The sequence below is a fragment of the Acidovorax sp. SUPP2539 genome (assembly GCF_030158975.1).
Lineage (GTDB): Bacteria > Pseudomonadota > Gammaproteobacteria > Burkholderiales > Burkholderiaceae_C > Paracidovorax.
In genome coordinates this window covers 561,789-587,838 of sequence record NZ_BQXJ01000002.1, presented here as the reverse complement: position 1 = coordinate 587,838, position 26,050 = coordinate 561,789, and the positions used below count along the sequence as shown (strand labels likewise).

Annotated in this window: 23 protein-coding genes; 11 read left to right on the top strand and 12 right to left on the bottom strand. The window is 69.6% G+C overall.

Translation table 11 applies throughout. From position 1 onward, the window contains the following. Nucleotides 1–104: 104 nt before the first annotated feature. Together AVTE2539_RS10300 and AVTE2539_RS10295 are read right to left on the bottom strand one after the other, a co-directional pair. The gene (locus tag AVTE2539_RS10300; protein WP_272566127.1) at nucleotides 105–734 is read right to left on the bottom strand and encodes a TetR/AcrR family transcriptional regulator; all 630 of its coding nucleotides are present in this window, start codon (nucleotides 732–734) and stop codon (nucleotides 105–107) included. Between the two features lie 165 nt (nucleotides 735–899). Further along, the gene (locus tag AVTE2539_RS10295) at nucleotides 900–1,673 is read right to left on the bottom strand and encodes an enoyl-CoA hydratase/isomerase family protein (protein ID WP_272566129.1); all 774 of its coding nucleotides are present in this window, start codon (nucleotides 1,671–1,673) and stop codon (nucleotides 900–902) included. A gap of 431 nt (nucleotides 1,674–2,104) precedes the next feature. On the opposite strand from AVTE2539_RS10295, the gene AVTE2539_RS10290 reads away from it, so the two are divergent. The 4 genes from AVTE2539_RS10290 to AVTE2539_RS10275 all read left to right on the top strand — a co-directional run bounded on the left by AVTE2539_RS10290 (nucleotide 2,105) and on the right by AVTE2539_RS10275 (nucleotide 11,889). After that, entirely contained in the window at nucleotides 2,105–3,967 is a 1,863-nt protein-coding gene (locus AVTE2539_RS10290) for a phosphoenolpyruvate carboxykinase (GTP) (protein WP_284410324.1), read from the top strand. Between the two features lie 326 nt (nucleotides 3,968–4,293). Beyond that, entirely contained in the window at nucleotides 4,294–5,559 is a 1,266-nt protein-coding gene (locus AVTE2539_RS10285; protein WP_284410322.1) for an efflux RND transporter periplasmic adaptor subunit, read from the top strand. Nucleotides 5,560–5,611: 52 nt separating this feature from the next. Further along, the gene (locus AVTE2539_RS10280; RefSeq protein ID WP_284410319.1) at nucleotides 5,612–8,773 is read left to right on the top strand and encodes an efflux RND transporter permease subunit; all 3,162 of its coding nucleotides are present in this window, start codon (nucleotides 5,612–5,614) and stop codon (nucleotides 8,771–8,773) included. Beyond that, nucleotides 8,770–11,889 (top strand): efflux RND transporter permease subunit, encoded by a 3,120-nt coding sequence (locus AVTE2539_RS10275; protein ID WP_284410317.1) that lies wholly within the window; start codon nucleotides 8,770–8,772, stop codon nucleotides 11,887–11,889. Before AVTE2539_RS10280 ends, AVTE2539_RS10275 begins: the two co-directional genes overlap by 4 nt. Nucleotides 11,890–11,957: 68 nt before the next feature. On the opposite strand, the gene AVTE2539_RS10270 is transcribed toward AVTE2539_RS10275, so the two are convergent. Beyond that, on the bottom strand, nucleotides 11,958–12,398 hold the full coding sequence (locus tag AVTE2539_RS10270; protein ID WP_272566134.1) for a hypothetical protein: 441 nt from the start codon (nucleotides 12,396–12,398) through the stop codon (nucleotides 11,958–11,960). A gap of 126 nt (nucleotides 12,399–12,524) precedes the next feature. Between AVTE2539_RS10270 and AVTE2539_RS10265 the strand changes: the two genes are divergently transcribed. From AVTE2539_RS10265 to AVTE2539_RS10255, 3 genes are all read left to right on the top strand, one after another. Beyond that, nucleotides 12,525–13,493: a LysR family transcriptional regulator gene (locus AVTE2539_RS10265; protein ID WP_284410315.1), complete on the top strand. Its 969-nt coding sequence runs from the start codon at nucleotides 12,525–12,527 to the stop codon at nucleotides 13,491–13,493. 33 nt (nucleotides 13,494–13,526) lie between these two features. Continuing rightward, nucleotides 13,527–14,372: a metallophosphoesterase gene (locus AVTE2539_RS10260; protein WP_284410313.1), complete on the top strand. Its 846-nt coding sequence runs from the start codon at nucleotides 13,527–13,529 to the stop codon at nucleotides 14,370–14,372. A 125-nt stretch (nucleotides 14,373–14,497) separates the two neighbouring features. Next, entirely contained in the window at nucleotides 14,498–14,920 is a 423-nt protein-coding gene (locus AVTE2539_RS10255) for a universal stress protein (RefSeq protein WP_272566139.1), read from the top strand. On the opposite strand, the gene AVTE2539_RS10250 is transcribed toward AVTE2539_RS10255, so the two are convergent. Together AVTE2539_RS10250 and AVTE2539_RS10245 are read right to left on the bottom strand one after the other, a co-directional pair. After that, on the bottom strand, nucleotides 14,868–15,536 hold the full coding sequence (locus AVTE2539_RS10250) for a TetR/AcrR family transcriptional regulator (protein WP_284410311.1): 669 nt from the start codon (nucleotides 15,534–15,536) through the stop codon (nucleotides 14,868–14,870). The two genes, AVTE2539_RS10255 and AVTE2539_RS10250, sit on opposite strands and share 53 nt — an antisense overlap. Before the next feature lie 53 nt (nucleotides 15,537–15,589). Beyond that, on the bottom strand, nucleotides 15,590–16,501 hold the full coding sequence (locus AVTE2539_RS10245) for a LysR family transcriptional regulator ArgP (RefSeq protein ID WP_272566141.1): 912 nt from the start codon (nucleotides 16,499–16,501) through the stop codon (nucleotides 15,590–15,592). Between the two features lie 88 nt (nucleotides 16,502–16,589). Between AVTE2539_RS10245 and AVTE2539_RS10240 the strand changes: the two genes are divergently transcribed. After that, nucleotides 16,590–17,933 carry a D-amino acid dehydrogenase gene (locus AVTE2539_RS10240; protein WP_284410309.1) on the top strand — a complete coding sequence of 448 codons (1,344 nt, stop codon included), beginning with the start codon at nucleotides 16,590–16,592 and terminating at the stop codon, nucleotides 17,931–17,933. A 31-nt stretch (nucleotides 17,934–17,964) separates the two neighbouring features. Then, nucleotides 17,965–18,525, top strand: coding sequence for an NAD(P)H-dependent oxidoreductase (locus AVTE2539_RS10235; protein ID WP_284410307.1), 561 nt, complete (start codon nucleotides 17,965–17,967; stop codon nucleotides 18,523–18,525). A 26-nt stretch (nucleotides 18,526–18,551) separates the two neighbouring features. Here AVTE2539_RS10235 and AVTE2539_RS10230 read toward each other — a convergent pair whose 3' ends face one another. After that, nucleotides 18,552–19,730 (bottom strand): M14 family zinc carboxypeptidase, encoded by a 1,179-nt coding sequence (locus AVTE2539_RS10230; RefSeq protein WP_284410305.1) that lies wholly within the window; start codon nucleotides 19,728–19,730, stop codon nucleotides 18,552–18,554. Next, nucleotides 19,727–20,509: an alpha/beta fold hydrolase gene (locus AVTE2539_RS10225; protein ID WP_272566145.1), complete on the bottom strand. Its 783-nt coding sequence runs from the start codon at nucleotides 20,507–20,509 to the stop codon at nucleotides 19,727–19,729. The genes AVTE2539_RS10230 and AVTE2539_RS10225 overlap by 4 nt, the downstream gene beginning before the upstream one ends. 99 nt (nucleotides 20,510–20,608) lie before the next feature. Here AVTE2539_RS10225 and AVTE2539_RS10220 point away from each other — a divergent pair, with 99 nt between their 5' ends. Then, nucleotides 20,609–21,166, top strand: a complete 558-nt coding sequence (locus tag AVTE2539_RS10220) for a flavin reductase family protein (protein WP_272566146.1) — start codon at nucleotides 20,609–20,611, stop codon at nucleotides 21,164–21,166. Between the two features lie 63 nt (nucleotides 21,167–21,229). Here AVTE2539_RS10220 and minE read toward each other — a convergent pair whose 3' ends face one another. The 5 genes from minE to AVTE2539_RS10195 all read right to left on the bottom strand — a co-directional run bounded on the left by minE (nucleotide 21,230) and on the right by AVTE2539_RS10195 (nucleotide 24,645). Beyond that, a complete protein-coding gene (gene minE, locus AVTE2539_RS10215; RefSeq protein WP_092744488.1) occupies nucleotides 21,230–21,493 on the bottom strand; it encodes a cell division topological specificity factor MinE in 264 nt (87 codons plus the stop codon). A 3-nt stretch (nucleotides 21,494–21,496) separates the two neighbouring features. After that, nucleotides 21,497–22,312 carry a septum site-determining protein MinD gene (gene minD / locus AVTE2539_RS10210; protein WP_284397011.1) on the bottom strand — a complete coding sequence of 272 codons (816 nt, stop codon included), beginning with the start codon at nucleotides 22,310–22,312 and terminating at the stop codon, nucleotides 21,497–21,499. Between the two features lie 57 nt (nucleotides 22,313–22,369). Next, complete coding sequence (gene minC / locus AVTE2539_RS10205) at nucleotides 22,370–23,152, bottom strand: septum site-determining protein MinC (RefSeq protein ID WP_284410303.1); 783 nt, start codon at nucleotides 23,150–23,152, stop codon at nucleotides 22,370–22,372. Nucleotides 23,153–23,443: 291 nt separating this feature from the next. Further along, the gene (pssA, locus tag AVTE2539_RS10200; RefSeq protein WP_284410301.1) at nucleotides 23,444–24,067 is read right to left on the bottom strand and encodes a CDP-diacylglycerol--serine O-phosphatidyltransferase; all 624 of its coding nucleotides are present in this window, start codon (nucleotides 24,065–24,067) and stop codon (nucleotides 23,444–23,446) included. A 116-nt stretch (nucleotides 24,068–24,183) separates the two neighbouring features. Then, entirely contained in the window at nucleotides 24,184–24,645 is a 462-nt protein-coding gene (locus AVTE2539_RS10195; protein WP_284397018.1) for an Lrp/AsnC family transcriptional regulator, read from the bottom strand. 152 nt (nucleotides 24,646–24,797) lie between these two features. Between AVTE2539_RS10195 and ocd the strand changes: the two genes are divergently transcribed. Further along, a complete protein-coding gene (ocd, locus tag AVTE2539_RS10190) occupies nucleotides 24,798–25,931 on the top strand; it encodes an ornithine cyclodeaminase (protein ID WP_284410299.1) in 1,134 nt (377 codons plus the stop codon). Nucleotides 25,932–26,050 lie beyond the last annotated feature (119 nt).

The following is a 26,050-nucleotide window of genomic DNA, read 5'->3' as shown; positions in this document are numbered from 1 at the left end:
TGAACAGGGAAAACCCGCGCCGCGCGCCAGGAAGGCCAGAAACGAACAAGCCGCCCCGGCGCAGGCCGGGGCGGCTCGGGTGGTGCCCGGGAGAAGGTGGCGCTTTACTGCAGCAGGCCGCCGAACGCCATGTCGAGGTACTGCTCGATCACCTGCCGGGTGGTGAGGCGCCCTCCAGGCACATGCCACCGCGCGATGTGGTTCAGCATGGACAGCAGCATGCGCCCGGCCATGGCCGGGTCCACCGCGCGGAACTGCCCTGCTGCGGTGGCCTGCGCGATGCTGTCGCGCAGCAGGTGTTCGTACTCGTCGCGCAGATAGACGGCCATGGCACGCGGGTCAACCGCGCTGCCGGACCAGAAGGCGTTGGAGCCAGCGATCCAGGAATGGCGGCTGCGGTCGAGGAAGTCGGCCGACGACTGCATGAACAATCGCACCTTGTCGACCGGCGTGGCGCCCCCGGCCATCGCCTCGCGCACAGAGTCCACCAGCGCCTGCATGGATTCCAGCACGATGCGCTCGTAGAGCGCTTCCTTGTTGGGAAAGTGGTAGTACAGCGCCGCCTTGGTGATCTTGGCCTCTTCGGCGATGTCACGCAGCGAAGTGCCCTCGTACCCGCGCTGCGCAAACAGGCGGCATGCAATGTCGATGAGCTGTTCCTGCCGGGTGTCGGAGCGGGTCGTGGGCGCCGAGTCGACGGGGTCGTTCGCCGAAGCGGCTGGACGGTTTGCCATAGGGGGAGGCCTCCTCTCTTTTGTAGTTCTGGCAGCCGGCCGGGCGACGGATCGGCGGCGCCCCGGTGCCACAAACCCCTCGCATCGCTGCGATGGGGATGGTGTCGTGCAGCCTCCATTTTGCAGCAGCGTCCTGGGCGCAGGCCCGGCTGCTCTCTCTGCCCGTCAGCGACCCACGTAAACCGGGGCGCGCTTTTCCAGGAAGGCGCGCTGGGCCTCCTTGGCATCCTCCGTCTTGGACAACGCGACGGTGTTGCCCTGCTCGTAGCGATAGGCGTCGCGCGATGGCATCAACTGCGTCAGTCGTGCAGCCTCCTTGGCCAGTCGCAGCGCAATGGGGCTTTTGGATGCGATCTCGCGCGCCAGGTCCATCGCGTAGGGCATCAGTTCCTCGGCAGGCAGGCAGGCCTCCACCAGGCCGAGGCGATAGAGTTCGGCGCCACTGACCTTCATGCCGGTGAAGAACATGCGACGTGCGCGTGAACGGCCGAACACCTCCTGCAGGAAAGTCACGCCCCCTGCGAGCCCGACGTTGATCTCAGGCATCGACACATAGCAGTCCTCGGAAGCCACCCAGATGTCGGAGGCCATCACCAGACCGAAGCCCGCACCCATGGCGGGCCCGTTGATGGCCGCGATGACGGGCTTGGAGCATTCGACGACGGCGTAGAACGATTCACGCACCAGCCGGTTGTGGCGGCCGTAGGCGCCCGCGGTCGCACCGAGGTTGGGGCGCTCGCGGATGTCGGCACCCGCGGAAAAAACTTTGCCTGCGCCGGTCAACACCACGACCGAGACGTCCTCCCGATCCGACAATTCATCGAATACCTGAGTGATCTCGGCACGCAGCTCCGCGTTCTGGGCATTGACCGGTGGCCGGTTCAGCGTCACGACGGCGATGCGGTCCTGCACCGCGAGTTGCAAGGTCTGGAAGTCCATATATCTCCTTGTTTGGCATGGAATCTCGCCACGGCCAAAACACTGCAATCCATTTTTTACCTGCCGGGCGGTAATTGAACTTTCGGAGAAATCCGTAGGGCATGCAAGCAGGCGACTACGGAAAAACCGGCAGATTTGTCCCGGCAGCGACATGGCAGTCCAGATCATGCTCACCATTCACATAACCCCATGCCTTTTTTGCATGAAAGTAATGCCTGTCTGACAGACAGGCGCGGGTGGGATTCATAAAATCGTCATCCCAGCCGACCCGCGGCCCCTGCAGCTTTCGCCGCACTCCCCGCCCGCCGACTGAGCATCCAGCCGTTTTTTCAAAGGCAGCGCTCAGAAGACCCATGCGCAGGCCCCCACGTCGCGCCGCTCGTCGGCAGCTTCCTTTGAAAAAACTGTTTTTCAACTTCAGGAAGCTCCCGATGAACGCACCCACCATGCAAGGCCTGGATCTCAAAGCCCCCGCCTACGTCAAAAACGCCCGCCTGCTCGCCTGGGTGGCCGACATGGCCGTCCTCTGCAAGCCCGACACCATCTACTGGTGCGACGGCTCCCAGGAAGAGTACGACCGCCTCTGCCAGCAACTGGTCGATGCCGGCACGTTCCAGAAACTCAACCCCACCAAGCGCCCCGGCAGCTACCTTGCCTGGTCCGACCCGAGCGACGTGGCCCGTGTGGAAGACCGCACCTACATCTGCTCCGCCCAGAAGGAAGATGCCGGCCCCACCAACAACTGGATGGCACCGGCCGAAATGCGCGCCACGCTGCAGCCGCTGTTCGACGGCTGCATGAAGGGCCGCACCATGTACGTGGTGCCGTTCAGCATGGGCCCGCTGGGCTCGCCCATCGCACACGTGGGCATCGAGCTGTCCGACAGCCCCTACGTCGCCGTGAACATGAAGATCATGACCCGCATGGGCCGTGCCGTGTACGACGTGCTGGGCATGGAAGGCGACTTCGTTCCCTGCGTGCACACCGTGGGCGCACCCCTGCAAGCCGGCCAGAAGGACGTGTCCTGGCCTTGCAACAAGACCAAGTACATCGTGCACTACCCCGAAACGCGCGAGATCTGGTCGTATGGCTCGGGCTACGGCGGCAACGCGCTGCTGGGCAAGAAGTGCTTCGCGCTGCGCATCGCTTCCACCATGGGCCGTGACCAGGGCTGGCTGGCTGAGCACATGCTGATCCTGGGTGTCTCGAACCCCGAAGGCAAGAAGTACCACGTGGCCGCCGCCTTCCCGAGCGCCTGCGGCAAGACCAACTTCTCCATGCTGGTGCCACCCAAGGCGTTCGAAGGCTGGAAGGTCACCACCATCGGCGACGACATCGCCTGGATCAAGCCCCAGGCCGATGGCAGCCTGCGCGCCATCAACCCCGAAGCCGGCTATTTCGGCGTGGCCCCGGGTACGAACTACCACACCAACCCCAACTGCATGGCCAGCCTGGACAAGAACGTGATCTTCACGAACGTCGCGCTGACCGACGACGGCGACGTGTGGTGGGAAGGCATGGAAAAGGACATCGGCAAGCTGCCCGACCACCTGATCGACTGGCAAGGCAAGGACTGGACGCCCCAGATCGCCAAGGAAACCGGCGCCAAGGCCGCCCACCCCAACGCGCGCTTTACCGTGGCTGCCACCAACAACCCCGCGCTCGACGAAGCCTGGGACGACCCCAAGGGCGTGAAGATCGACGCGTTCATCTTCGGTGGCCGCCGCTCCACCACGGTGCCGCTGGTGACCGAAGCCCGCAACTGGACGGAGGGCGTCTACATGGCCGCCACCATGGGCTCCGAGACGACTGCCGCCGCCGCCGGCCAGCAGGGCGTGGTGCGCCGCGACCCGTTCGCCATGCTGCCCTTCATGGGCTACAACATGAGCGACTACTTCCAGCACTGGCTGAACATGGGCGAGAAAATCGCGGCCGCCGGCGCACAACAGCCGAAGATCTACACCACCAACTGGTTCCGCAAGGGCGACGACGGCAAGTTCGTCTGGCCCGGCTATGGCGACAACATGCGTGTGCTCAAGTGGATGATCGACCGCATCGAAGGCCAGGCCAGCGGCCAGGACACGCCGATCGGCACCGCCCCCCAGTACGGCGAGATCAACTGGACGGGCATCGAATTCACCCCGGCCCAGTTCGACACGGTCACCCGCATCGATGCCGCCGCCTGGGCCGACGAACTGAAGCTGCACACAGCCCATTTCGATCAACTGGCCTACCACCTGCCTGCCGCGTTGCTGGACACGAAGGCCGCGCTGGAAAAGCGCCTGGCTGGCTGATCCCTTCGCGCACGGGGTTCGGTGGCGCCACGCCCCGAATGGCCGTTCGATGCACAGCGCCCGGTCCGCACAGCGGCCCGGGCGCTTTTTCGTGGTGGCACAGATCACCTTCCAATTAAAAGTCATTATCATTTAGACCGTTCTTTCGGCTAAATTCGCAGGCGGCCAACTCCCACCGGGCATCGCACCGCACACGTCCCCACTGCCCCGTCTTCGCATGGGGCCGACAATGCCGCTGCGCCGCCCGGTTCGCCGGGTTGCGCACCCGCTTCCTGCGCCCTCGGCGCTGGCACTCTTCTCCCCTCGACGGGCCCGACATGGTTGAAATGGTTTCTGAGCGGATGCCGGCGGCATCCACACGCCGTCTCTGGCTGCGACTGCTGGGCTGCGTGGTGCTGGTGTTGCTGGCCTGGGTGGCGTGGTATCTCATGTGGCGCCAGCCTGCGCTGCAGGAGACAGGGCCCAGCCCCTGGAGCGGTCCCATTCCGGTGCGCCTCGTGGGTGTGCAGCGGCAGGCCATGGACGAGCAGATCAAGGCCATCGGCACCGTGACTGCGCTGCAAAGCGTGACCGTGCGCAGCCGCGTGGACGGCCAGTTGGCGCGCGTGCTGTTCCAGGAGGGCCAAGAGGTGCGGCGTGGTCAGGTGCTGGCTGAGATCGACCCCGCGCCCTTTCGCGTGAAACTGGCACAGGCCGAGGGCCTGCAGCAGCAGATGCAGGCGCAGCTGCAGAGCGCGGAGCGCGACGTGGCGCGCTACCGCACGCTGCTGCAGCAGGACTCCATCGCGCGGCAGCAGCTGGAAACCCAGGAAGCCCTGGTGGCCCAACTGCGCGGCAGCCTGGCGACCGTGCGCGCCCAGGTGCAGGAGGCCCAGTTGCAGCTGTCGTACACGCGGATCGAGGCCCCGGTGGCCGGCCGCCTGGGCATGCGGCGGGTCGATGCGGGCAATCTGGTCGCGACGGCCGATGCCCAGGGCCTGGTGTCCATCACGCAGACGCACCCCATCACGGTGCTGTTCGCCATTCCCGAAACCCAACTGCCGGCCGTGCGTGCCGGCGCACGCGGCGCCCGGCCCCTGGTGGTGCAGGCCTGGGACCGTGCCGAAGCCGCCCTGCTGGGTACCGGCCGGCTGACCACCCTGGACAACCAGATCGACACGGCCACTGGCACCTTGCGGCTCAAGGCCCAGTTCGACAATGCCGACGACGCGCTCTTTCCCAACCAGTTCGTCAACGTGCGGCTGAAAGTGCGCACGCTGGAGAACGCCCTCGTCGTGCCGGCCGATGCGGTTCAGCACGGCAGCCAGGGCCCCTACGTGTACACCGTGCGGGATGGCAAAGCCGTGCTGCGCCGCGTGGCGCTGGGTGCCAGCGATGGCGAGCGCCTGGTCGTGACCCAGGGCCTGGCCGAAGGCGATTCCGTCGTGCTGGAAGGGTTGGATCGCCTGCGGGACGGCATCGACGTGGCGCAGGTGGTGGATGGCGAGCCCCCCCGGACCGCGCAGCAGTTGCAGCAGCGCGCGAAGGCGCAGGCCGCCGCGGCCTCCAGCGCGGCGCAACCCGCCTCCACCCCCGCCAGCACCGCGCGCTGATGGCGATGTCCCGCAACGCCCACCCGACCGTCGCCCTGGTGCCGCCGCTGCCATGAATCTATCGCGCGCGTTCATCCTGCGCCCGGTGGCGACGCTGCTGCTCATGCTGGCGCTGCTCATCGCAGGGGCGATCGCCTGGCGCCTGCTGCCGGTGGCGGCGCTGCCGCAGGTGGACTACCCCGTCATCCAGGTGTTCACCTTCCAGCCCGGCGCCAGCCCGGATGTCACGGCCCGCGCCATCACCGCACCGCTGGAGCGCCGGCTCGGGCAGATCCCAGGTCTGCGGCAAATGTCGTCCACCAGCTCCAGCGGTGCCTCGGTCATCACGCTGCAGTTCATGCTGGACGCGGACCTGGCCGTGGGCGAGCAAAACGTGCAGTCCGCGCTCAACACCGCGGCCAGCCTGCTGCCCGCCGACCTGCCCGCACCGCCGATCTACCGCAAGGTGAACCCGGCCGACGCGCCCATCCTCACCCTGGCCATCACCTCGGCGAGCCTGCCGCTGCACGAGGTGCACGACCTCGTGGAAACGCGCATGGCGCAAAAGCTCGCGCAGCTGTCGGGCGTGGGTCTGGTGAGCCTGGCCGGCGGTCAGCGCCCGGCCCTGCGCGTGCGGGTCAACCCCACGGCGCTGGCGGCGCAGCAACTGGGCATGGAAGACGTGCGCCGGGCGATCGCGGGCGCCAATGCCAACCAGCCCAAGGGCAGCTTCGACGGCCCGTACCGCACCACCTTGCTGGACGCGAACGACCAGATCACCTCGCCGGACGCCTACCGCCGGCTCATCGTCGCCTGGCGCACCCCCACCGGCACAGTGGCGTCCAACCCGGCCGTCGCCGGCACGGGCACTGCGCCGCCGGGCGCTCCGATCCGCCTGGGCGACGTGGCCACCATCGAATCCGGGCCGGAGGATCGCTTCCTCGCCGCATGGGCCGACCGGCAGCCGGCCGTGCTGCTCAATGTGCAGCGGCAACCGGGTGCCAACGTGATCGACGTCGCCGACCGGGTGCGCGCCCTGCTGCCCCAACTCACCGCCACCCTGCCCGCCGCCGTGGAGGTGGCGCTCCTCACCGACCGCACGCAGAGCATCCGCGCCTCGGTGCGCGACGTGCAACTCGAGTTGGTGTTCGCGGTGGGTCTGGTCGTGCTGGTGACCTTCCTGGTCCTGCGCAGCGCCACGGCCACTTTCATTCCGGGCGTGGTGGTGCCGCTGTCGCTGGTGGGCACCTTCGGCGTGATGTACCTGCTGGGCTTTTCGGTCAACAACCTGAGTCTGATGGCGCTCACCATCGCCACGGGCTTCGTGGTGGACGATGCCATCGTCATGCTGGAGAACATTGCGCGCCACCGAGAGCAGGGCCTGCCGCCGCTGCAGGCAGCGCTCAAGGGCGCGTCGGAGATCGGGTTCACCTTGGTCTCGCTCACCGTGTCGCTGGTGGCCGTGCTGATTCCGCTGCTGTTCATGCGCGACGTGGTCGGGCGGCTGTTCCACGAGTTCGCACTCACGCTGGCCGTGGCCATCGGAATCTCGCTGCTGGTATCGCTCACGCTCACGCCGATGATGAGCGCCCGGCTGCTCAAGGCCCCCCTTCACGCGCCGCCCGGCGAAGGCAAGGGCACGGGCTTCATGGACCGCATGCTCGAGCGCTATGGCCGCGCGATCGACACGGTGCTCGCGCACCAGGGCCTGACGATGCTGGCGATGCTGGCCACGTTGGTCCTCACCGTCCTGCTCTACCTGGCCGTGCCCAAGGGATTCTTTCCGGTGCAGGACAGCGGGGTGGTCCAGGTGGTGACCGAGGTGGCGCCCGACAGCTCGTTCACCGTGGTGTCGCAGCGCCAGCAGGCGCTGGCCGACGCACTGCTGCAGGAGCCGGATGTGGCGAGCCTTTCGTCCTTCGTGGGGGTGGACGGCAGCAATGCCTCGCTCTCCAGCGGGCGCATGCTCATCAACCTGCGCGCCCATGGAGAACGGCAGGCCAGCGCCAGCGCCATCCTGGACAGCCTGCGCGCCCGCGCGCGCCAGGTGGGCGGCATCACGGCCTGGTTCCAGCCTGTGCAGGAACTCTCCATCGAAGACCGCGTGAGCCGCACGCAGTACCTGTTCACCCTGACCACGCCGGACCCGGCATTGCTCGACACCTGGGTGCCCCGGCTCGTGGAACGGCTGCGCGCCCGCGGCGAACTGGCAGACGTGGCCAGTGACCTGCAGCAGCAAGGCCGGCAGGCGCATGTGGAGGTGGACCGCGACGCCGCTGCGCGGCTGGGCCTCACCGTGGCCGACATCGCCACCGCCTTGCAGAACGCCTACGCGCAGCGGCAGATCGCCACGCTGTTCACCCAGGCCAGCCAGTACCGCGTGGTGCTGGAGGTCGATCCGCGCCACGCACGCGGGCTGGATGCGCTGCAGACCACGTTCGTGTCCACGCCGTCCGGGCGCAGCGTGCCGCTGGCGGCCGTGGCGCGCATCACCCAGCAGCCCGCGCCGCTGCAGGTCCTGCAGCAGGGCCAGTTTCCGGCGGCCACGGTGTCGTTCAACCTGGGCGCGGGCCACTCGCTCGGGGCGGCCGTGGCGGCCATCGAACGGGAGCTTGCGGCCACCGGCGTGCCGCCCCAGATCGAGACGCGCTTTCAGGGCGCGGCCGAGGCGTTCCGCGCATCGCTGTCCAACACGCTGTGGCTGGTGTTGGCCGCGGTGGTCACCATGTACATCGTGCTCGGGGTGCTGTACGAAAGCACCATCCACCCCATCACCATCCTTTCCACGCTGCCCTCGGCCACCGTCGGCGCGCTGCTGGCCCTGCTCGTCAGCGGCCGCCCGCTGGACCTGATCGCGGTGATCGGCATCGTGCTGCTCATCGGCTTGGTGAAGAAGAACGGGATCATGATGGTGGACTTCGCCCTGGATGCGCAGCGCCGCCTCGGGCTGCCCGCGCACGAGGCCATCCGGCGTGCCGCGCTGCTGCGCCTGCGCCCCATCCTCATGACGACGCTGGCCGCCCTGGTGGGCGCGTTGCCCCTCATGCTCGCACAGGGCTCGGGCGCGGAGTTGCGCCAGCCGCTGGGCATCGTGATGGTGGGCGGGCTGGTGGTCAGCCAGGTGCTCACGCTCTTCACCACCCCCGTGGTGTATCTGTATTTCGACCGGCTGGGCCAGCGGCTTTCGCGCCGCCGTGCGGCCTGGCAGGACGGCACGGCGGGCAGCGGGCCATGAACCTGGCGCGCCTGTGCATCCGCCGCCCGGTGGCCACCTCGCTGCTGTCGCTGGCGCTGGTGCTGATGGGCCTGCTGGCCTGGCGGCTGCTGCCCGTGGCGGCGCTGCCGCAGGTGGACTACCCCGTCATCCGCGTGAGCGCCAGCCTGCCCGGCGGCAGCCCCGAAAGCATGGCCGCCACCGTGGCCGCCCCGCTGGAGCGCGCCCTCGGTGCGATTGCCGGCGTGGCGGCCATCTCGTCCAGCAGCAACCAGGGCACGACGGAGGTGAAGCTCGAGTTCGTGCTGGGCCGCGACCTGGATGCGGCCGCGCGCGACGTGCAGGCGGCGATCAACGCAGTGCGCAGCCAGTTGCCGGCGGGCATGAAGGGCAACCCGACCTTCCGCAAGATCCAGTCGTCCCAGCGTCCCATCGTGGTGCTGGCACTGTCTTCGCCGGACCTGGCGCCCTCGGCGCTGTACGACGCCGCCTCCACGATCCTGGCGCAGAAGATCGCGCAGGTGCCGGGTGTGTCCGATGTCTCGGTCGGGGGCGCCTCGCTGCCGGCGGTGCGGGTGCAACTCGATCCGGGCGCCCTGGCGCACCAGGGGCTGTCGCTGGACGAGGTGCGGTCGGCCATCGTGCGGGCCGGCTCGGTGCAGCCCCTGGGCGCGGTGGAAGAAGGCGCCCGCCACTGGCCCCTGGCGCTGGATGGCGCACCGGCCCGCGCGGCCGACTACGCGTCGCTCGTGGTGCGCTGGGCCGAGAACGCCCCGGTGCGCCTGTCCGACGTGGCGCGGGTGACCGACTCCACCGAGAACCGCTACAGCAGCGGCTTCCACAACGAGCGCGATGCCGTCATCCTGCAGGTGCGGCGCCAGCCCGGCGCCAATACGGTGGCGACCGTGGACGCCATCCGCGCGCAGCTGCCCTACCTGCGCACGCTGGTGCCTGCGAGCGCACGGCTGGACATCGTCGTCGAGCGTTCGCAGGGCATCCGGGCCACGCTGCGCGAGGCGCATCTCACGCTCGCGCTCTCGGTGGCGCTGGTGGTGGCCGTGGTGGCGGCCTTCCTCGGGCGGCTGCACACGGCGCTCATTCCCACCGTGGCGATCCCGGTGTCGCTCATCGGCACGTTCACGGTGATGTACCTGGCGGGCTTTTCGCTCAACAACCTGTCGCTCATGGCCCTCATCGTGGCGGCCGGCCTGGTGGTGGACGACGCGATCGTGGTGCTGGAAAACGTGGAGCGCTACATCGAACGCGGCATGACGCCGTTGCGCGCTGCGCTGCGCGGCGCGGGCGAGGTGGGTTTCACGCTGGTGGCGATGACGCTCGCCCTCGTGGTGGTCTTCGTCTCGATCCTGTTCATGGGCGGCGTGGTGCAGCGGCTGTTCCGCGAGTTCTCCATCACGCTGGCGGCGGCGGTGGTGATCTCGCTGGTGGTGTCCCTGACGCTCACGCCCGTGCTGTGCGCCTATGGGCTGCGCGGGCAGCGCAGCGCACGCCAGGCACAGGCGCGCCATGCCTGGACCGCTCGCGTGGGGGCCGCCAGCGCCGCGATGCTGGCCGACCTGCGCCACGGCTACGACCGCAGCCTGGGCTGGGCGCTGCGCCACAGCTTCTTGGTGCTGCTCGCCTTCCTGGCCGTGGTGGGCGTGAACGTGTGGCTCTACCAGTCGCTGCCCAAGATCATGATGCCGCGTCAGGACACCGGCATCGTCCACGCTTTCATCCGCGGCGACGATGGCTTTTCGTTCCAGGTCATGCAGCCCAAGATCGAGGCCTACCGCCGCCTGCTGCTGGCCGACCCAGCCGTGGCCCACGTGGCCGGCACCAGCGGCGGCAGCGGCAGCATCGCCAACAGTTTTTTCGTCGTCAGCCTCAAACCCCTGGCGGAGCGTGGCGGCGAGCCGACGCAAGCCGTGGTCAACCGGCTTCGCGAGAAGGCGCCGGCTGTGCCGGGCGGGGTGTTGAGCCCCAGCATCGAGCAGGACATCCAGATCGGTGGCGTGTCGTTCGGCGAGGCCGATACGGCCGTCATCCTGCGCTCGGGCGAAGTGCGCTCGCTGCGCACCTGGGCCCGGAAGGTGTCGCTGGCCATGGGCGAGGCACCGGAATTCACCGACGTGCAGGCCGTGAGCGACGGCGGCGCGCAGCAGGTGGTGGTGGACATCGACCGCGAGGCCGCGCAGCGGCTGGGGGTGGACATGCAGGCCGTGGCGTCCGTGCTGAACAATTCCTACGCCCAGCGCCAGGTGACCACGCTGTACGACCGGCTCAACCAGTACCGCGTGGTGATGGAGGTGGACCCGCGCTTCACTTCGCAGCCGCAATCGCTGGCGCAGATGCAGGTGCTCACCCCGAACGGATCGCGCGTGCCGCTCACCGCCTTTGCCACGTGGCGCTACGGGCTGGCGGAGGACCAGGTGTGGCACGACGCGCTGTTCGCGTCGATGTACATCGGCTACAGCCTCGCCCCCGGCGTGACGCAGGAGCAGGGGCAGCGTGCCCTCAACGCCGTGATGGCGCGCGTCATGCTGCCCGCCTCGGTGCACCTGGCGCCGTCCGGGGAAGACGCGGCACGGGCCAGCGCGGTGCGCTCGCAGCCCTGGCTCATCCTCGGCGTGGTGCTGGCCGTGTACCTGGTGCTGGGGGTGCTGTACGAGAGCCTGGTACACCCGCTCACGATCCTCTCCACCGTCCCGCCGGCGGGCGTCGGCGCGCTGCTGGCGTTGTGGCTGACCAACACCCCGTTCAGCCTCATGGCGCTGCTGGGGCTATTTCTGCTCATCGGCGTGGTCATGAAGAACGCCATCCTGATGATCGACTTCGCGCTCGACGCCCAGCGCCGCGAGGGATTGCCGCCGCAGCAGGCGATCCGCCGCGCGGCGGCGCTGCGGCTGCGCCCGATCCTGATGACCAATCTGGCAGGCCTGCTCGGCGCGCTGCCCCTGGTGCTCGGCACGGGCGAAGGCTCCGAGTTGCGGCGGCCGCTGGGCCTGGCCATCATGGGGGGGCTGGCGGTCAGCCAGTTGCTCACGCTGTACACCACCCCTGTCATCTATTACGGCCTGGAGCGCTGGCGCCAGCGGTGGCTGGCAAGGGGTGCGGAGCCCGTACCCGGCGCGCCATGAAAAAGAAAAAGGGCGCCTGGTGGGGCGCCCTTGATGGGGAGACTTCGCGGCCGGTCCGGCCGCCGATCTCAGTAGTAGCGGCGGATGTTGTCCACGGCGATGCCGTTCATGGCACGGCTCAGGTCGGCCATGATGCGGGCGTCGTACAGTGCGGCGTTCCAGGTCTTTTCGTCTTCGGCTTCACGGCGGCGGGCTTCGGCCCAGGCCTTGTAGCCGGAGCGCAACACGGCGCTGGCGCGGCGGGCGGGACCGGCCAGGAGGGCCAGCGCGGCGAAGGCGATCACCCACATGACCATCCAGGCGGCCAGCATGTGGCCTTCGGCGCGGGTGTCGACCACTTGGTTGGCGACCACCAGCACGGCGGCCACGACGGCGGCCAGCAGGAGGGAGGATGCGCCCCGTGCGCCGTCCAGGCTGGCGGCAGCGCCCTTCAGGGAAGCGGCGAAGCGCTCTGCGCGCTGCACGCCGGGGTGTTCGGTGCGGTATTCGATGTGTACAAAATTTGCCATGATGAGGACCCTTTTCAGACGCTTTTGGCGAAATTGCCGGGCGAATGGGTGAATCTTAGGGTTTACCCCATGGCTGTTCCACTTTATATTTTGAATCTCAGTCATTCATTGAGGTGATGGTTCAACATGCTGCCTCTCAACTTCCGCTCGCTCGACCTGAACCTGCTGCGCGTGTTCGACGAGGTGATGACCGAGCGCAACCTCACCCGTGCGGCGCACAAGCTGTCGCTCACCCAGCCGGCCGTGAGCAACGCGCTGCGGCGCCTGCGCGAGGTGCTGGGCGACGACCTGGTGGTGCGCAGCGGGCAGGGCGTGCAGCCCACGCCCCGGGCGCTCACGCTGTGGCCGCCGGTGCGGCAGGCCTTGGCGCAATTGCAACAGTCGCTGGCGCCGGGGGATTTCGACCCTGCCACCGCCAGTTCCACGTTCGTGTTGGCCATGGCCGACGCCACGGGCGCCACGCTGATTCCGCCGCTGGTGGAGATCATCGAGCGCGAGGCGCCCGGGGTGTCCGTGCGCGTGGTGCCGCTCACCACGCGCGACCCGCGCAGCATGCTGGACGACGAGTCCGCCGACATGGCCGTGGGCTACTTCCCCGCGGTGATGGCCGACCTGACCGCGCGCGCCCAGACCGACAGCGTGGTGGCCTTCGAAAGCGTGCGCCTCTACGACGGCGAATACGTGTGCGTGATGCGCCACGGCCACCCGCTCGCCCAGGTGCCGATGACGCTCGACCTGTACTGCAACGCGCGCCACCTGCTGGTGAGCTTTTCCGGCAAGCCCTACGGCTTCATCGACGAGGCGCTCACCGCGCTGGGCCGCGAGCGGCGCATCGTGCTCACGGTGAACCAGTTCTTCACCGCTGGGCGCGTGGTGACCACCACCGACCTGCTCACCGTGCTGCCGCGCCACTTCGTGGGCGTGGCCAGCATCGCCGGCGAACTGGTGTGGCGCCCGCTGCCCATGCCGCTGCCCACGGTGCATGTCGATGCGCTGTGGCACCGCCGCCGCCTGCACGATGCGGCCCACCGCTGGCTGCGGGGCGCGATGGCGCGCTCGGCCCTGCCCACGGCCCGGCGCCCTCCCGTGGCCTGACGGCGGCACCGCGTCAGCCTCCACAATCGGCGCATGAAGATTCAACTGCTGTCCGATCTGCACCTGGAAGCCCACCCTGCCTTCGCCCCCAGCCCCACCCCGGGCGCCGACGTGCTCGTGCTGGCCGGCGACATCGGCTCCTACCAATCCGGCTCGCAGCTGGCCGACGACGACTTCGGGCTGGCGCGCTTTTCCCCACTGCCGCAGTTCGCCGGCTGGCCGACCCCCGTGCTGTTCGTGCCCGGCAACCATGAATACGACATGCAGGATTTCGACGCCGCCCAGCAGCGCCTGCGCCAGGTGTGCGACCGCCTGGGCCTGATCTGGCTGGAACGCGAAAGCGTGGTGCTGGAGGGCGTGCGCTTCGTCGGCACCACCCTCTGGAGCGACTTCGACGCGCTGGCCGAGGACGAAGGCAGCACCGACCTCGCGCGCCGCCTGCGCCAGCGCGAGAAGGCCTTTCGCGCCGCCAACTTCTACCTGCGCAAGACCGGCGGCACCCGCAGCGGCGAGCCCTTCCTGGCCGAGCCGATGCGCGAGCAGTCCCTGGCCTGCCAGGCCTGGCTGCGCGACGCGCTCGCGCGCCCGTTCGACGGCCCCACCGTGGCCGTGACGCACTTCGCCCCGAGCCTCAAGAGCGCCGACCCGCGCTACGGGCTGATTCCCGGCACCGCGGGGTTCTGCAATGCGCTGGACGATCTGCTGCCCCATGCCCAGCTGTGGATGCACGGCCACCTGCATTCGCCGAGCGACTACACGGTGCAGGGCGCGCGGGCCGATGGAACGCCCTGGCGCTGCCGCGTGGTGGCCAACCCGCTGGGCTATGCCCGCAAGGGCGAGCAGGACACCTTCTCGCCGCATTTCACCGCCACCGTATGATCGTTCGCAGGTGCCGGCTTCCACGCCGGCGCTTTCGCCGCGCAGGGCATACAAAGATGACGCAGGTCAAGACAACAGGCGCACGCGCAGATTAGTCTGGTCCCTTCTCTTTCGGAGACGTCTTCATGAACATCCTCCTCGCCGTCGACGGCAGCCCGTACACCAAGAAAATGCTCGCCTACCTCGCCACCCACGAGGAACTGCTGGCCGGCACGCACGATTACACCGTGGTGACCGTGCAGCCCGCCCTGCCGCCCCGCGCCCGCGCTGCCCTGGGCAAGGAAACCGTCGAGAAGTACCACGCCGAAGAGGCCGAGAAAATCATCGGCCCGGTGGTCAAGTTCCTCGCCCGCCACGGGGTGGTCGCCCAGCGGATCGTGAAGACCGGCCCCATCGGCGAAACCCTCGGCAAGGTGGCGGACACCGGAAAGTTCGACCTGCTCGTGATGGGCTCGCACGGCCACGGCGCGCTCGGCAAGCTGGTGATGGGCTCGGTCAGTACCCAGGTGCTGGCGAACAGCCAGGTGCCGGTGCTGCTGGTGCGCTGACCCCTTGCGCGGCCAGGCCGCCGAAGCACGTTTCCACCGCCCAGTCGAGGATGCGCGCATCGGTGTACCGCCCGGTGGCGCGCAGCATGGCCGGCAGCGGGTCGGCCGAACGGGCCAGCAGCGCCCACAGCACCACGTCGGGCGGCCATTGGGCGTTCAGCTGGCCGGCCTCCTGGGCTTCCACGATCCAGGTGGTGATCCGCGCGCTGGCGGTCTGCAGCGACGCCTGGTAGCGCTCGCAGTCGCGCAGCGGCCCGGCCAGGCCGGAATTGCGGCTCAGCAGCAGGGGCATCTCGTCGGTCAGCTGCAGCGACAGCATCCAGCGCAGCAGCGCCTGCAGGCGCTCGATGGCGGACTGGCCGGGCGGCACGCTCTGCAAAAACCCTTGCAGCCGGTCCACGGCATGCACCATGGCGGCGGCGCACAGGTCGTCCTTGCCGGCGAAGTGCTTGTACAGGCTGGCCTTGGCCACGCCCACTTCGGCGGCCACGTCGTCCAGCGTCATGGCCTCGAAGCCCTTTTCGCCGAGCAGGCGGCCCGCCGCCGCCACGATGGCCTCTTCCCGTGCCTGGTGCATTTGCGCCTTGAAGGAGGGGCGGGACGGGGGCGTGTTCATGCGGCGCATCTTAGCGACCGGCCGCGGCCCCCGGTACCGGGACAGCCCGGGGCCTACACCGCCAGCATGCGGGCCGCGGTGCGGGTCAGCGCCTCGGACAGCGCATCCAGCACCTCCGATTCGAGGTTCCAGCAGTGCCAGTACAGCTGGATCGGCAGCGAATGGCCGGGCGCCAGGTCCACCAGGCTGCCGTCGGCCAGCGCCCCGCGCACCAGCAATTCGGGCACCACGCCCGCGCCCCAGCCGGCGGTGGCGGCGCGCACCTGGCCTTCGGAGCTGGGCACGAACAGGTGGTGCAGCGCCACGCGCTTGAGGCCGAAGGCGCGCATCACGAACTCGGCCTGCATGTCGTCCTTGCGGTTGAACGACAGGAACGGCACGTCGCGGAAGTTGTGCGGCGTGAGCCCGTGCGGCAGGTAGCGCGCCGCGAGCGCCGGCGAGGCCACGGCCACGTAATGCATGGCCCCGAGCGGCACGACCTTGCAGCCGCGAAGCGCCTGCTTGAGCGTGGTGACGCAGCCCAGCACCTGGCCCGAGCGCAGCCACTCCTGCGTGAAATCCTGGTCATCCACGATGATCTCGACGGGCAGGCGCTGGCGCACCAGATCGTGCAGCGCCTCCAGCGCCCAGGTGGCGATGCTGTCGGCGTTGATGGCAATCGAGATGCGCTCGTCCTCGCGCGCGCCGCCGGGGGCGCTCGGGGCGAGTTCCTGCAGGTCGCGCTCCAGGTCGGCGCGCAGAAGGCGCAGCTGCTTGGTGTGCTTGAGCAGCAGCTGGCCGGCGGTGGTGGGTTTGAGCGGCCGGCTGCGCACAATGAGCACCGAGCCCACCTGCGCCTCCAGGGCGCGCAGCCGCTGGGAGACGGCCGACTGCGTGACGTTCAGGCGCTGGGCGGCGCGCTCGAAGCCGCCCTCCTCCACGATGGCGGCCAGGCATTCCAGTGCGGCGGGATCGAAGCTGCTCATGGGCGTGCGTGCATTAGAGGTTCTGATGAATTTGGATGAAGTTTAATTTTGCTTTTAATTCGCCGCAACGCGATCCACACTCCGGCCCATGAAAACCATCGTCCTGGGCGCCGGCATCATCGGCATCAGCACCGCCTGGCATCTGCTCGAGCGCGGCCATGAAGTCACCGTCGTGGACCGCCAGCCCGGCGCGGCGCTGGAGACCAGCTTCGCCAACGCGGGGCAGATCTCGGTGAGCTACTGCGAGCCCTGGGCCAACCGCGATGCGCCGCTCAAGGCGCTCAAGTGGATGTTCGACAAGGAGGCGCCCCTGCTGTTTCGCCCGCAGCTCGATTGGGACCAGTGGCGCTGGGGCCTGAAATTCCTCGCGCAGTGCAACGATGCGGCGTTCGAGCGCAACGTGCAGCAGATCGTGGCCCTGGGCGCCTACAGCCATGCCGCCCTGAAGGACGTGGTGCGTGCCACCGGCATCGAATACCACCGGCTGGAGCGCGGCATCGCCCACTTCTACACCGACCAGAAATCGTTCGACGCCGCCGGCCACGCGGTCGAGGTGATGCGCCGGCACGGCGTGCAGCGCCGCCTGGTCAGCCGCGACGAGTTGCTGCAGATCGAGCCGGCCTTCCGCGCCTACGGCGATCACATCACCGGCGGCACCTACACCAGCACCGACGAAAGCGGCGACGCCCGCCTGTTCACGCAGGAGCTCGCGCGCCGCTGCGCCGAGCGCGGCGTGCAGTTCCTCTACGGCCACGACGTGGTGCGCCTGAACCAGGCCGGTGGCGCTATCGAATCAGTAGCTGTCCGCGCAAGAAACACTAGCGCTGGAGGCCAGAAAGACCAAAACCTCACCGCCGACGCGATCGTCGTCGCCTGCGGCACCTACAGCGCCCCGCTGCTGCGCACCGTGGGCGTGGACCTGCCGATCTACCCCGGAAAGGGCTACAGCGCGACCTTCCCGCTGCTGCGGCCCGAGGGCGCGCCGCTGGTCTCGACCATCGACGACGGCAAGAAGATCGCCATGAGCCGCCTGGGCAACGTGCTGCGCGTGGCCGGCACCATCGAGCTGGGCGGCTACGACCTGTCGCTGGACAGCCCCCTGGCGCGGGCGCGCTGCCACATGCTGTCGCGCCGCATCGAGGCCATCCTGCCCGGCGTGTGCGACACCCGCACGCCCGAGGAAGGCGGCGACCCGCAGTACTGGACCGGCCTGCGCCCGGCCACGCCCACCAACATTCCGTTCATCGGCCGCACGCGCGTGGGCAAGCTGTGGGTCAACGCGGGCCACGGCACGCTGGGCTGGACGCACGGCGCGGGTTCCGGCAAGGCGGTGGCCGAGCTGATCAGCGGCGAGCGGCCGGCCATGGCCTTCGGCTTCCTGGGCCAGGGCGTGGCCGCGGGTGCCGCCGCGTCCGCCCCGGTCGCGGCCTGACCGGGGGGCGGCGAATCCGGCCGGCGCTACCATGCCGGGCATGCCTTCCCACACCCTGTTCCTCACCACCTCCACCCGCGAGCCCGGCCATGTCGGCAACACCGAATGGCTGGCGCGGCAGGCCGCCGCGGCCCTGCCGGCGGACACCGTTCAGACCTGGCTGAACCTCGCGCGGATGGAACTGCCGCCCTTCGTGGACCGGCGCCACACCACCGGCGAGTACCCCGCCCCCTCCGGCGACATGAAGACGCTGCTGGAGGCCACGCTCGCCGCGACCGACATCGTGTTCGTCGCACCCGTGTACTGGTACAGCATTCCCTCGCCGCTCAAGACCTACCTGGACCACTGGAGCGGCTGGATGCGCATTCCGGGCCAGCCGTTCAAGGAGCCCATGGCCGCCAAGACGCTGCGGCTCATCACCACCAGCGGCGACCGCGCCAAGGCGCAGCCCATGATCGATTCGGTGCGGCTGTGCGCGCAGTTCCTGGCCATGCCCTGGGGCGGCGCCCTGTGGGGCAAGGGCGGCCCGTCCGGCGCGGTGCAGTCCGATGCGCAGGCCCTGGCATCGGCCGCTACATTTTTAATAGCATAACGCCCTAGTCGAATCTGCGCTGGAGGCTATTTTTGCGGTGATGCCTGGCCGTCCACGACGGCCAGGTGCTCGTCCATCCAGCGCAGCAGGTCGCGCCACATCACGCGCACCTCGTCGTCCTGCGGCATGCGCAGCTCGTGCTGCAGCTCGATGGTGACCACGGGCAGCCCCAGGTGCACGCTGCCGTAGTGCCCGAGCGAGCCCGGGAAGATGCCCAGCTGGTCCAGCCGCAGGCGCCCCAGCCGGCTGGGCGGCGGCTGCGGGCCGTCGAAGTCGAGCACGCCGTAGGGCGCATGGATGCTGACCACCAGATCGGGCTCGAACTGCGCCATCTGCGTGTGCAGGAACTGCGATTCGGGCTCCGACAGCGCCGCGGGGCCGGGCCAGCGGCGGGGGTCGCGGCGGGTGCGCTTTTCCCAGTAGACGGGGGCGTCGCGCTCCCAGTTAGGGGTGGGGAAGTTGCGGTTCAGGTCCACGCCGCGCGCGTTCACCCGGGTGGCGGGCTTGGCGAGCATGCCGTCCGGGTTCAGCGCGGGAATGAACCGCCAGTGCACCGGCCGCCGCGTGGGCAGCAGGCGCGTTTCGGCGAACCCGATCCAGCGCAGCGCGAGCGACGCCGCCGTGGGCTCGTCGCCATGCATGGCGCCCACCACCAGCACGCGCAGCGGCACCGTGCCCGGGGCCAGGCCGGCCGGCGGCACGTCGCGCCAGTACAGGGGGATGCCGTTGCGCGACAGCGCGCCGCTGGGCACCAGGTGGGCGGACTGGCACTGGGCCTTGGAGATGCCGGGCAGGCGCGGCAGGAGCAGCGGGCAGGCGGTGTCGGGCTCCGCGGCGGCGGTGCCCACGGCGGCCGTGCCGGGCGGCGATGGCGCCGGGGCCGGTGCGGACGCCGCCTTGTGCGGCGCGCCGGGGCCGGCACTGGAAGGGGCCACGCCCCGTTCCGGCGTGCGGGTTTGCGGCAAGGGCGCCTGCGGAGAACGGGGCTGCACGATTACGGCCGACTGGATGCCGGCCATGCGGGCAGGCACCGTCACCTGGGCGGTGGCCGGCCCCTCGCCGAGCGGCACGCGCGCGCCGCCCATCAGGTCCGGGTTCCAGATGCGCGTGCCCATCAGCGCCAGGGCCAGCGCCGCCCCCAGGGGCAGCAGCCAGGGCAGGGCGGCCGCGGCGGCGCCGCGCGGCATGCGGTCGACGGCGCTCAATGCAGCACCCGCTCGGAAGCAGCCAGGAACGCCAGCAGCGCGCCGTCGAAGCCGTCGGGGTCTTCCAGCTGCGGCCAGTGGCCGACGTGGGGCAGGTCCAGGTGGCGCGCATCGGGCAGCACCTGCGCCAGCGCCTGCAGCGCCTCGGGCGGGGTGCAGCGGTCCTGCTCGCCGCCCAGCAGCAAGGTGGGCATGTGCAGGCGCGACAGCTCGGCCGCGCTGCGCGCGAACGTGGGCAGCGCCTCCAGCGCACGGCGGTAGGCCGAGCGGTGCACCTGGCCCATGGCGTGGCCGGCCAGGCGCACGCCCTCGGGCAATGCGCCGGTGCCGATGTGGCGCGGCACCAGGCGCTGGGCGATCTGCTCCATCGACTGCCCGGCGTCCAGCTCGGCCAGGCGCGGCGCCACCCATTCGTCCAGGCTGTGCGCATCCAGGGCCGGCCCGCCGCTGCACAGCACCAGCCGGCGCACCAGCGAAGGCTCGCGCAGCGCCACCTCGATGGCGATCATGGCGCCCAGGCCGTGGCCCACCAGCACGGCGGGGCCGCACTGCAGCGCCTGCAGCAACTGCACGCAGCTGTTGGCCAGGCCCTTGAAGCTGTAGGGCTCGATGGGGGCGCTGCGGCCATAGCCGGGCATGTCCCAGGCCACGGCGCGGTAGCCGGCCGTCGCCAGGGTCTCGACCTGGGGAGCGAAGGTGAGGTGGTCGCCGTCCGCGTCGTGCAGCATGAGCACGGTGGGTCCGGATCCGAGGGTCGTGAAAGTGGGTAGAAGGGCCATGAAGAGAACGGCAGGCGCCGCGGCCGCCGGCAGCAAATCGCCAGGCGCCGGACCATAATAGCCGACCCCTTCCCTCCGGCCGCCCGCGCCCGCGCCTTCGTGAACAGCCCCCTGCACCGCCCCATCGCCGCCCGTCCGCCCGGTTTCTCCACGCGCGAGTTCCGCGATGCGCTGGGCATGTTCGCCACGGGCGTGACCATCGTCACCGCGCGCGGCCCGGACGGCGGGCTCATCGGCCTCACGGCCAGTTCCTTCAATTCGGTGTCGCTGCAGCCCCCGCTGGTGCTGTGGAGCCTGGCGCACAAGGCCTCCACGCTGACCGCCCTGTCGGCCGGCTCCCACTACGCGATCAACGTGCTGGCGGCCGACCAGCGCGCGCTGGCCGAGCGCTTCGCCTCGCGCGGCGTGGACCGCTGGGCCGGCGTGGCCCACCAGCCGGGCATCGCCGGCGCCCCGGTGCTGGACGGCGCCGCGGCGGTGTTCGAGTGCTTCAACCGCAGCCAGTACGTGGAGGGCGACCACACGATCTTCGTGGGCGAGGTGGAGCGCTGCAGCCACCGCACGGGCGCCTCGCCGCTGCTCTACCACGGCGGCACGTTCTACACCGAGCACCCGCTGGGCGCCGCGCCCGCGCTGCAGGCCGAGATCCGCAAATGACGGCGCCGCGGGCCCTTCGAGGGGGCACGCGGCGCGGCGGGGAAAGAACGGCCAGGGCGGCGGCTATTTCACGCCGTCCGGCAGCTCGATCTTGACCTCCAGCACTTCCAGGTTGTCCTGGCGCTCCAGGTGCACCTTGATGTCGTCGGCGTGGATCGACACGTACTTGGAGATCACCGCCACCAGCTCGCGCTGCAGCGCGGGCAGGTAGTCGGGCGTGGAGGCGTTGCGGCCGTTGCGTTCGTGCGCGAGGATGATCTGCAGGCGCTCCTTGGCGACCGAGGCGGTCTTCTTCTTCTCGCCCAGCAGGAAAGACAACAGAGACATGCGTTACCTCCCACCGAAGATGCGTTTGAAGAAGCCGGGCTTGTGCGCGTCGATGAACCGCAGGGGCTTGTCCTCGCCGAGGAAGCGGGCCACCACGTCCTTGTAGGCCTCGGACACATCGGTACCCTGCATGTGGATGGCGGGCGTGCCCTGGTTGGAGGCCTGCAGCACGTTCTCGGACTCGGGCACCACGCCGATCAGCTCGATGCGCAGGATGTCCTGGATGTCCTCCAGCGACAGCATCTGCCCGTCTTCCACGCGGTTGGGGTTGTAGCGCGTGATGAGCAGGTGCTCCTTCACGGGCTCGCCGCCGGCGATGGCGCGCTTGGTCTTGCTGCCCAGCATGCCCAGGATGCGGTCGGAGTCGCGCACCGAGGACACCTCGGGGTTGGTCACCAGCAGCGCCTCGTCGGCGAAGTGCATGGCCATGAGCGCGCCGCTCTCGATGCCGGCGGGCGAGTCGCAGACGATGTACTCGAAGCCCATGCCGGACAGGTCGTTCAGGATCTTCTCCACGCCGTCCTGCGTGAGCGCATCCTTGTCGCGCGTCTGGCTGGCGGCCAGCACGAACAGGTTGTCGCACTGCTTGTCCTTGATGAGGGCCTGGTTCAGGTTGGCCTCGCCCTGGATCACGTTGATGAGGTCATACACCACGCGGCGTTCGCAGCCCATGATGAGGTCCAGGTTGCGCAGGCCGACGTCGAAGTCGATCACCGCGGTCTTGTGGCCGCGCAGTGCGAGGCCGGATGCGAAGCTGGCACTGGTGGTGGTCTTGCCCACGCCACCCTTGCCGGAGGTCACGACGACGATTTTGGCCATGTTGTGAAAATTCCCTGCGTTGGTCCGAATGAAAGAAGAAGGCGGTCAGAACGGGTTCTAGAGCGGCTCGATGAGCAGCTTCTCGCCGTCGAGCCGCACCTGGGCCGGCTTGCCGCGCACGGCGTCCGGCAGCTCGGTCTCGGTGGTGCGGTAGATGCCTGCGATCGACACGAGCTGCGGCTCCAGGCACGTGCTGAAGATGCGCGCGCTGGTGTCGCCGCGCGCGCCGGCGATGGCCCGCCCGCGCATGGGCGCATAGACGTGGATGTTGCCGTCCGCGATCACCTCGGCGCCGAAGCTCACCACGGCCATCACGACCAGGTCGGCGCCACGGGCATACACCTGCTGGCCCGAGCGCAGCGGCTTGTCCACCACCACGGTGGTCGGGCCGCCGGCGGGCACCTCGCGCACCACTTCGACCTCGCGGATGACTTCGCGCACCACCTCGCGCGGGGGCGGGGCCGCGTCGCGCAGGGCGTCGGCCGCCGGGGCGTGCACGCGGGCCGGCGGCGCCTCGGGCGCGGCGATCAGGCCGGCGGCGTGCGCGGCCTCCATCTGCGCGGGGCTGCCGCCGCGCACGGCCACGGGCTGGGTATGGTGGCCGCGCAGCGCGGCGCACAGGGCGTCGAAATCGATGGCGTCGCCGGCCTCGCGCACGCCGGCCAGGTCGATCAGCACGGGGTCGTTGTCGAAGAAGTCCGGGTCGCTCTCCAGCCGTGCGGCCAGGTCGGCGGCGAGTACGCCGACGTCGGTGGTCTTGAGCACGACCGCCACCACGGGCAGCTGGGCGCTCTTGAGGTCAAAGCTGGTGCGGGCCTGGCCCGCCGTGTCAACGGCCATGGAAGGGGGGTGCGTGGTGCGGAAAAAAGGGGGAGCGGTACGCCCGGCCCGAAGGCGCGAAGTGTACCGTGGGGGCCCGCCGGTGCCTGTCGCGGGACGTATCCGCGCGCCACGCGCCGCATGGGGCAGGCAGCTTGGCGCCGAGGCCCGGCCGGACAAGCCCATGCCTGCAGGCCGCGTGCGGCAGGCGCCGGCACCCCGGATCGAATCGGGTCTCAGCGCAATCAAATCACCGGCATGCAGCTATTATTTTCATAGCAAAACTTCGTCTCCCGAAGCCGGTCACCCCCTTCAGAACTTGGGGATGCGGACGCGGCTGATCATGAGCGAGCCCGACAGCGCGAACAGCAGCACCAGCGGGTGCAGCGTGAACCCGCCCAGCACCACGCTGCCGAACCACAGGTGCTCGCGCACCGCGCCCAGGGCGGCGGCCAGCGCCATCAGGGCCACGAGCACGATGGAGGTGGGGATCGGCGTGCCCTCGAAGTATTTGACCTTGCCCGAGCCTTCCGACAGCGTTTCGGCGGTGACGTTGTAGCGCGCCAGGCGCGAGACGCCGCAGGCCACGAAGTACGCCAGCACGATGCGGTCGTACAGGCCCTGCATGCCGCAGGCGTAGGCGATGATGGCCGGGGCCACGCCGAACGAGATCACGTCGGCCAGCGAATCGAGCTCGCGCCCCATGGCCGAGGACTTTTGCCGCCAGCGCGCGATGCGGCCGTCCAGCACGTCGAAGATCAGCGCCGCCAGCACCAGCGCGCAGGCGAAGTACACGTGGCGCACCTCGCCGGTCTCCAGAAACGTCATGGACGAGAACAGCGCCCCCACGCCGCACACGGCGTTGCCCAGCGTGAACCAGTCGGCGAGGTGGAACTCGCGGATCATCGAAAAGCGCTTGGGGGTGGACTGGGACATGGACTCTCCTGGGTGGGTGGCGGCCGCCGTGCGCCGTGGAAGGCCGCGGTGGCAATGCCTGCCGATTATGGGCGGCGCCCCGAGGGGCGCACCGTCAGGCATGTCCTACGGCCCCGCTACGGCCCGGCCGTGCCGCGCCCGCCGGACGCGATGGGCGCGCGCACGGTCTCCAGGTGGATGCTGGTCTCGGTGTTGCTGATGCCCTTGATGAGGCGGATGCGCTCCAGCGCGTGCGCCAGCTCCGCCAGGCTGCCCACCTGCAGTTCGGCCAGCAGGTCCCACCGGCCATTGGTGCTGTGCAGCGCCAGCACGCTGGGCTCGCCCAGCAGCGAGGCCGTGACCCGGCGCGCGTCGTTGCCCTCGATGGAGATGCTGGTCCAGGCCTGCAGTCCGCCGCCCGTCTCGCGCTCGGGCCGCAGCCGCACCGTGTAGCCGACGATCACGCCCGTGTCCTCCAGCCGGCGGATGCGGTTGGTGACGGTGCCGCGCGACACGCCCAGCCGCGTGGCCAGCGTGGCGACGCTGGCGCGGGCGTTGTGTCGCAGCTGGGCGATCAGTTGCTGGTCGATATTGTCCATTTCGGCAATTCCTTTGAGCAAAAAGCCAGTTTTTTGCGCTTATGCGTGCATTTTTGCCGATTTGAATTGGCGCGCCCTTGTGGGACGCTTGGGAACCCCATGCCGCCCCGCCCCCCGTCGCGTGGCGCGCCCACCGACGAGGAGCCGATCCCATGACCCCCGACCAACGCCCCATCCCCGGCACCATGTCCACCGAGTTCCTGAGCGCCACGCGCGCCGCGCAATTGGTCGGCCGCACCGGCGTGGTGGAATGCCTGCGCGGCATGGCGCAGGCCATTGAAGAGGACTACGCCCGGTGGCAGGACTTCGACAAGTCCGCGCGCACCGCGAGCCATTCGCCCAACGGCGTCATCGAACTCATGCCCGTCGCCGACGCCCGCGACTACGCATTCAAGTACGTGAACGGCCACCCGGTCAACACCCGCCACGGCCTGCCCACGGTGATGGCCTTCGGCGCGCTGGCCGACGTGGCCACCGGCCACCCCTCCTTCCTGAGCGAGCTCACCCTGACCACGGCACTGCGCACCGCGGCCACGTCGGCCATGGCCGCGCGCTACCTGGCCCGCCCGGACAGCCGCAGCATGGCGCTGATCGGCAACGGCGCGCAGAGCGAGTTCCAGGCCCTGGCCTTCGTGGGCCTGCTGGGCATCGGCGAGCTGCGCCTGTACGACATCGACCCGGCCGCCACGGCCAAGCTGGCGGCCAACCTCGCGCCGCTGGTGGCGCGGGGGGAGCTGGAGATCGTCCGCTGCGCCAGCACCGCCGAGGCCGTGCGCGGCGCGGACATCGTCACCACCGTCACCGCCGACAAGGCCTACGCCACGATCCTGCACGGCGACCTGGTCGAGCCTGGCATGCACATCAACGCCGTGGGCGGCGACTGCCCCGGCAAGACCGAACTGGCGGCCGAGGTGCTGCGGGCGGCCAGCGTGTTCGTGGAGTACGAACCCCAGACCCGCATCGAAGGCGACCTGCAGCAGATGCCTGCCGACTTCCCCGTGACCGAGTTCTGGCGCGTGGTGCGCGGCGAGGCGCCGGCCCGCACGTCGCTCGCGCAGGTCACCGTGTTCGACTCGGTGGGCTTTGCGCTGGAGGACTATTCCGCCCTGCGCTTCATGCGTGCCCTGGGCCGCAGCGCGGGCCTGCTGCAGCCGCTGGAGCTGATTCCCGACCAGACCGACCCCAAGGACCTGTACGCGCAGATCCAGCCGTGGATCGCCCTGGGCACGCCCGCAGGCGCGCCCCCGCTGGTGCAGGCCGCCGCCCACCTGGCGGAAGCGCTTTAAGCACGGGTGGGCCGCGCCAGCACACGGCACCCATCGTCACCATCCGCGTGCACACTGCACGCGCCCCATCCCTTTTTCCGCATGCCGCCAGACCGCATGTGGGTGAAAACTTTGGCGCC

Bases quoted from the DNA above. Each gene is read 5' to 3' on its own strand.
- minE (WP_092744488.1), bottom strand. From the start codon at position 21,493: ATGTCTCTGTTGTCTTTCCTGCTGGGCGAGAAGAAGAAGACCGCCTCG.
- AVTE2539_RS10295 (WP_272566129.1), bottom strand. From the start codon at position 1,673: ATGGACTTCCAGACCTTGCAACTCGCGGTGCAGGACCGCATCGCCGTC.
- minD (WP_284397011.1), bottom strand. From the start codon at position 22,312: ATGGCCAAAATCGTCGTCGTGACCTCCGGCAAGGGTGGCGTGGGCAAG.
- minC (WP_284410303.1), bottom strand. From the start codon at position 23,152: ATGGCCGTTGACACGGCGGGCCAGGCCCGCACCAGCTTTGACCTCAAG.
- AVTE2539_RS10260 (WP_284410313.1), top strand. From the start codon at position 13,527: ATGAAGATTCAACTGCTGTCCGATCTGCACCTGGAAGCCCACCCTGCC.
- AVTE2539_RS10290 (WP_284410324.1), top strand. From the start codon at position 2,105: ATGAACGCACCCACCATGCAAGGCCTGGATCTCAAAGCCCCCGCCTAC.
- AVTE2539_RS10250 (WP_284410311.1), bottom strand. From the start codon at position 15,536: ATGAACACGCCCCCGTCCCGCCCCTCCTTCAAGGCGCAAATGCACCAG.
- AVTE2539_RS10240 (WP_284410309.1), top strand. From the start codon at position 16,590: ATGAAAACCATCGTCCTGGGCGCCGGCATCATCGGCATCAGCACCGCC.
- AVTE2539_RS10285 (WP_284410322.1), top strand. From the start codon at position 4,294: ATGGTTTCTGAGCGGATGCCGGCGGCATCCACACGCCGTCTCTGGCTG.
- AVTE2539_RS10225 (WP_272566145.1), bottom strand. From the start codon at position 20,509: ATGGCCCTTCTACCCACTTTCACGACCCTCGGATCCGGACCCACCGTG.
- pssA (WP_284410301.1), bottom strand. From the start codon at position 24,067: ATGTCCCAGTCCACCCCCAAGCGCTTTTCGATGATCCGCGAGTTCCAC.
- AVTE2539_RS10280 (WP_284410319.1), top strand. From the start codon at position 5,612: ATGAATCTATCGCGCGCGTTCATCCTGCGCCCGGTGGCGACGCTGCTG.
- AVTE2539_RS10275 (WP_284410317.1), top strand. From the start codon at position 8,770: ATGAACCTGGCGCGCCTGTGCATCCGCCGCCCGGTGGCCACCTCGCTG.
- AVTE2539_RS10255 (WP_272566139.1), top strand. From the start codon at position 14,498: ATGAACATCCTCCTCGCCGTCGACGGCAGCCCGTACACCAAGAAAATG.
- AVTE2539_RS10235 (WP_284410307.1), top strand. From the start codon at position 17,965: ATGCCGGGCATGCCTTCCCACACCCTGTTCCTCACCACCTCCACCCGC.
- ocd (WP_284410299.1), top strand. From the start codon at position 24,798: ATGACCCCCGACCAACGCCCCATCCCCGGCACCATGTCCACCGAGTTC.
- AVTE2539_RS10270 (WP_272566134.1), bottom strand. From the start codon at position 12,398: ATGGCAAATTTTGTACACATCGAATACCGCACCGAACACCCCGGCGTG.
- AVTE2539_RS10265 (WP_284410315.1), top strand. From the start codon at position 12,525: ATGCTGCCTCTCAACTTCCGCTCGCTCGACCTGAACCTGCTGCGCGTG.
- AVTE2539_RS10195 (WP_284397018.1), bottom strand. From the start codon at position 24,645: ATGGACAATATCGACCAGCAACTGATCGCCCAGCTGCGACACAACGCC.
- AVTE2539_RS10300 (WP_272566127.1), bottom strand. From the start codon at position 734: ATGGCAAACCGTCCAGCCGCTTCGGCGAACGACCCCGTCGACTCGGCG.
- AVTE2539_RS10245 (WP_272566141.1), bottom strand. From the start codon at position 16,501: ATGAGCAGCTTCGATCCCGCCGCACTGGAATGCCTGGCCGCCATCGTG.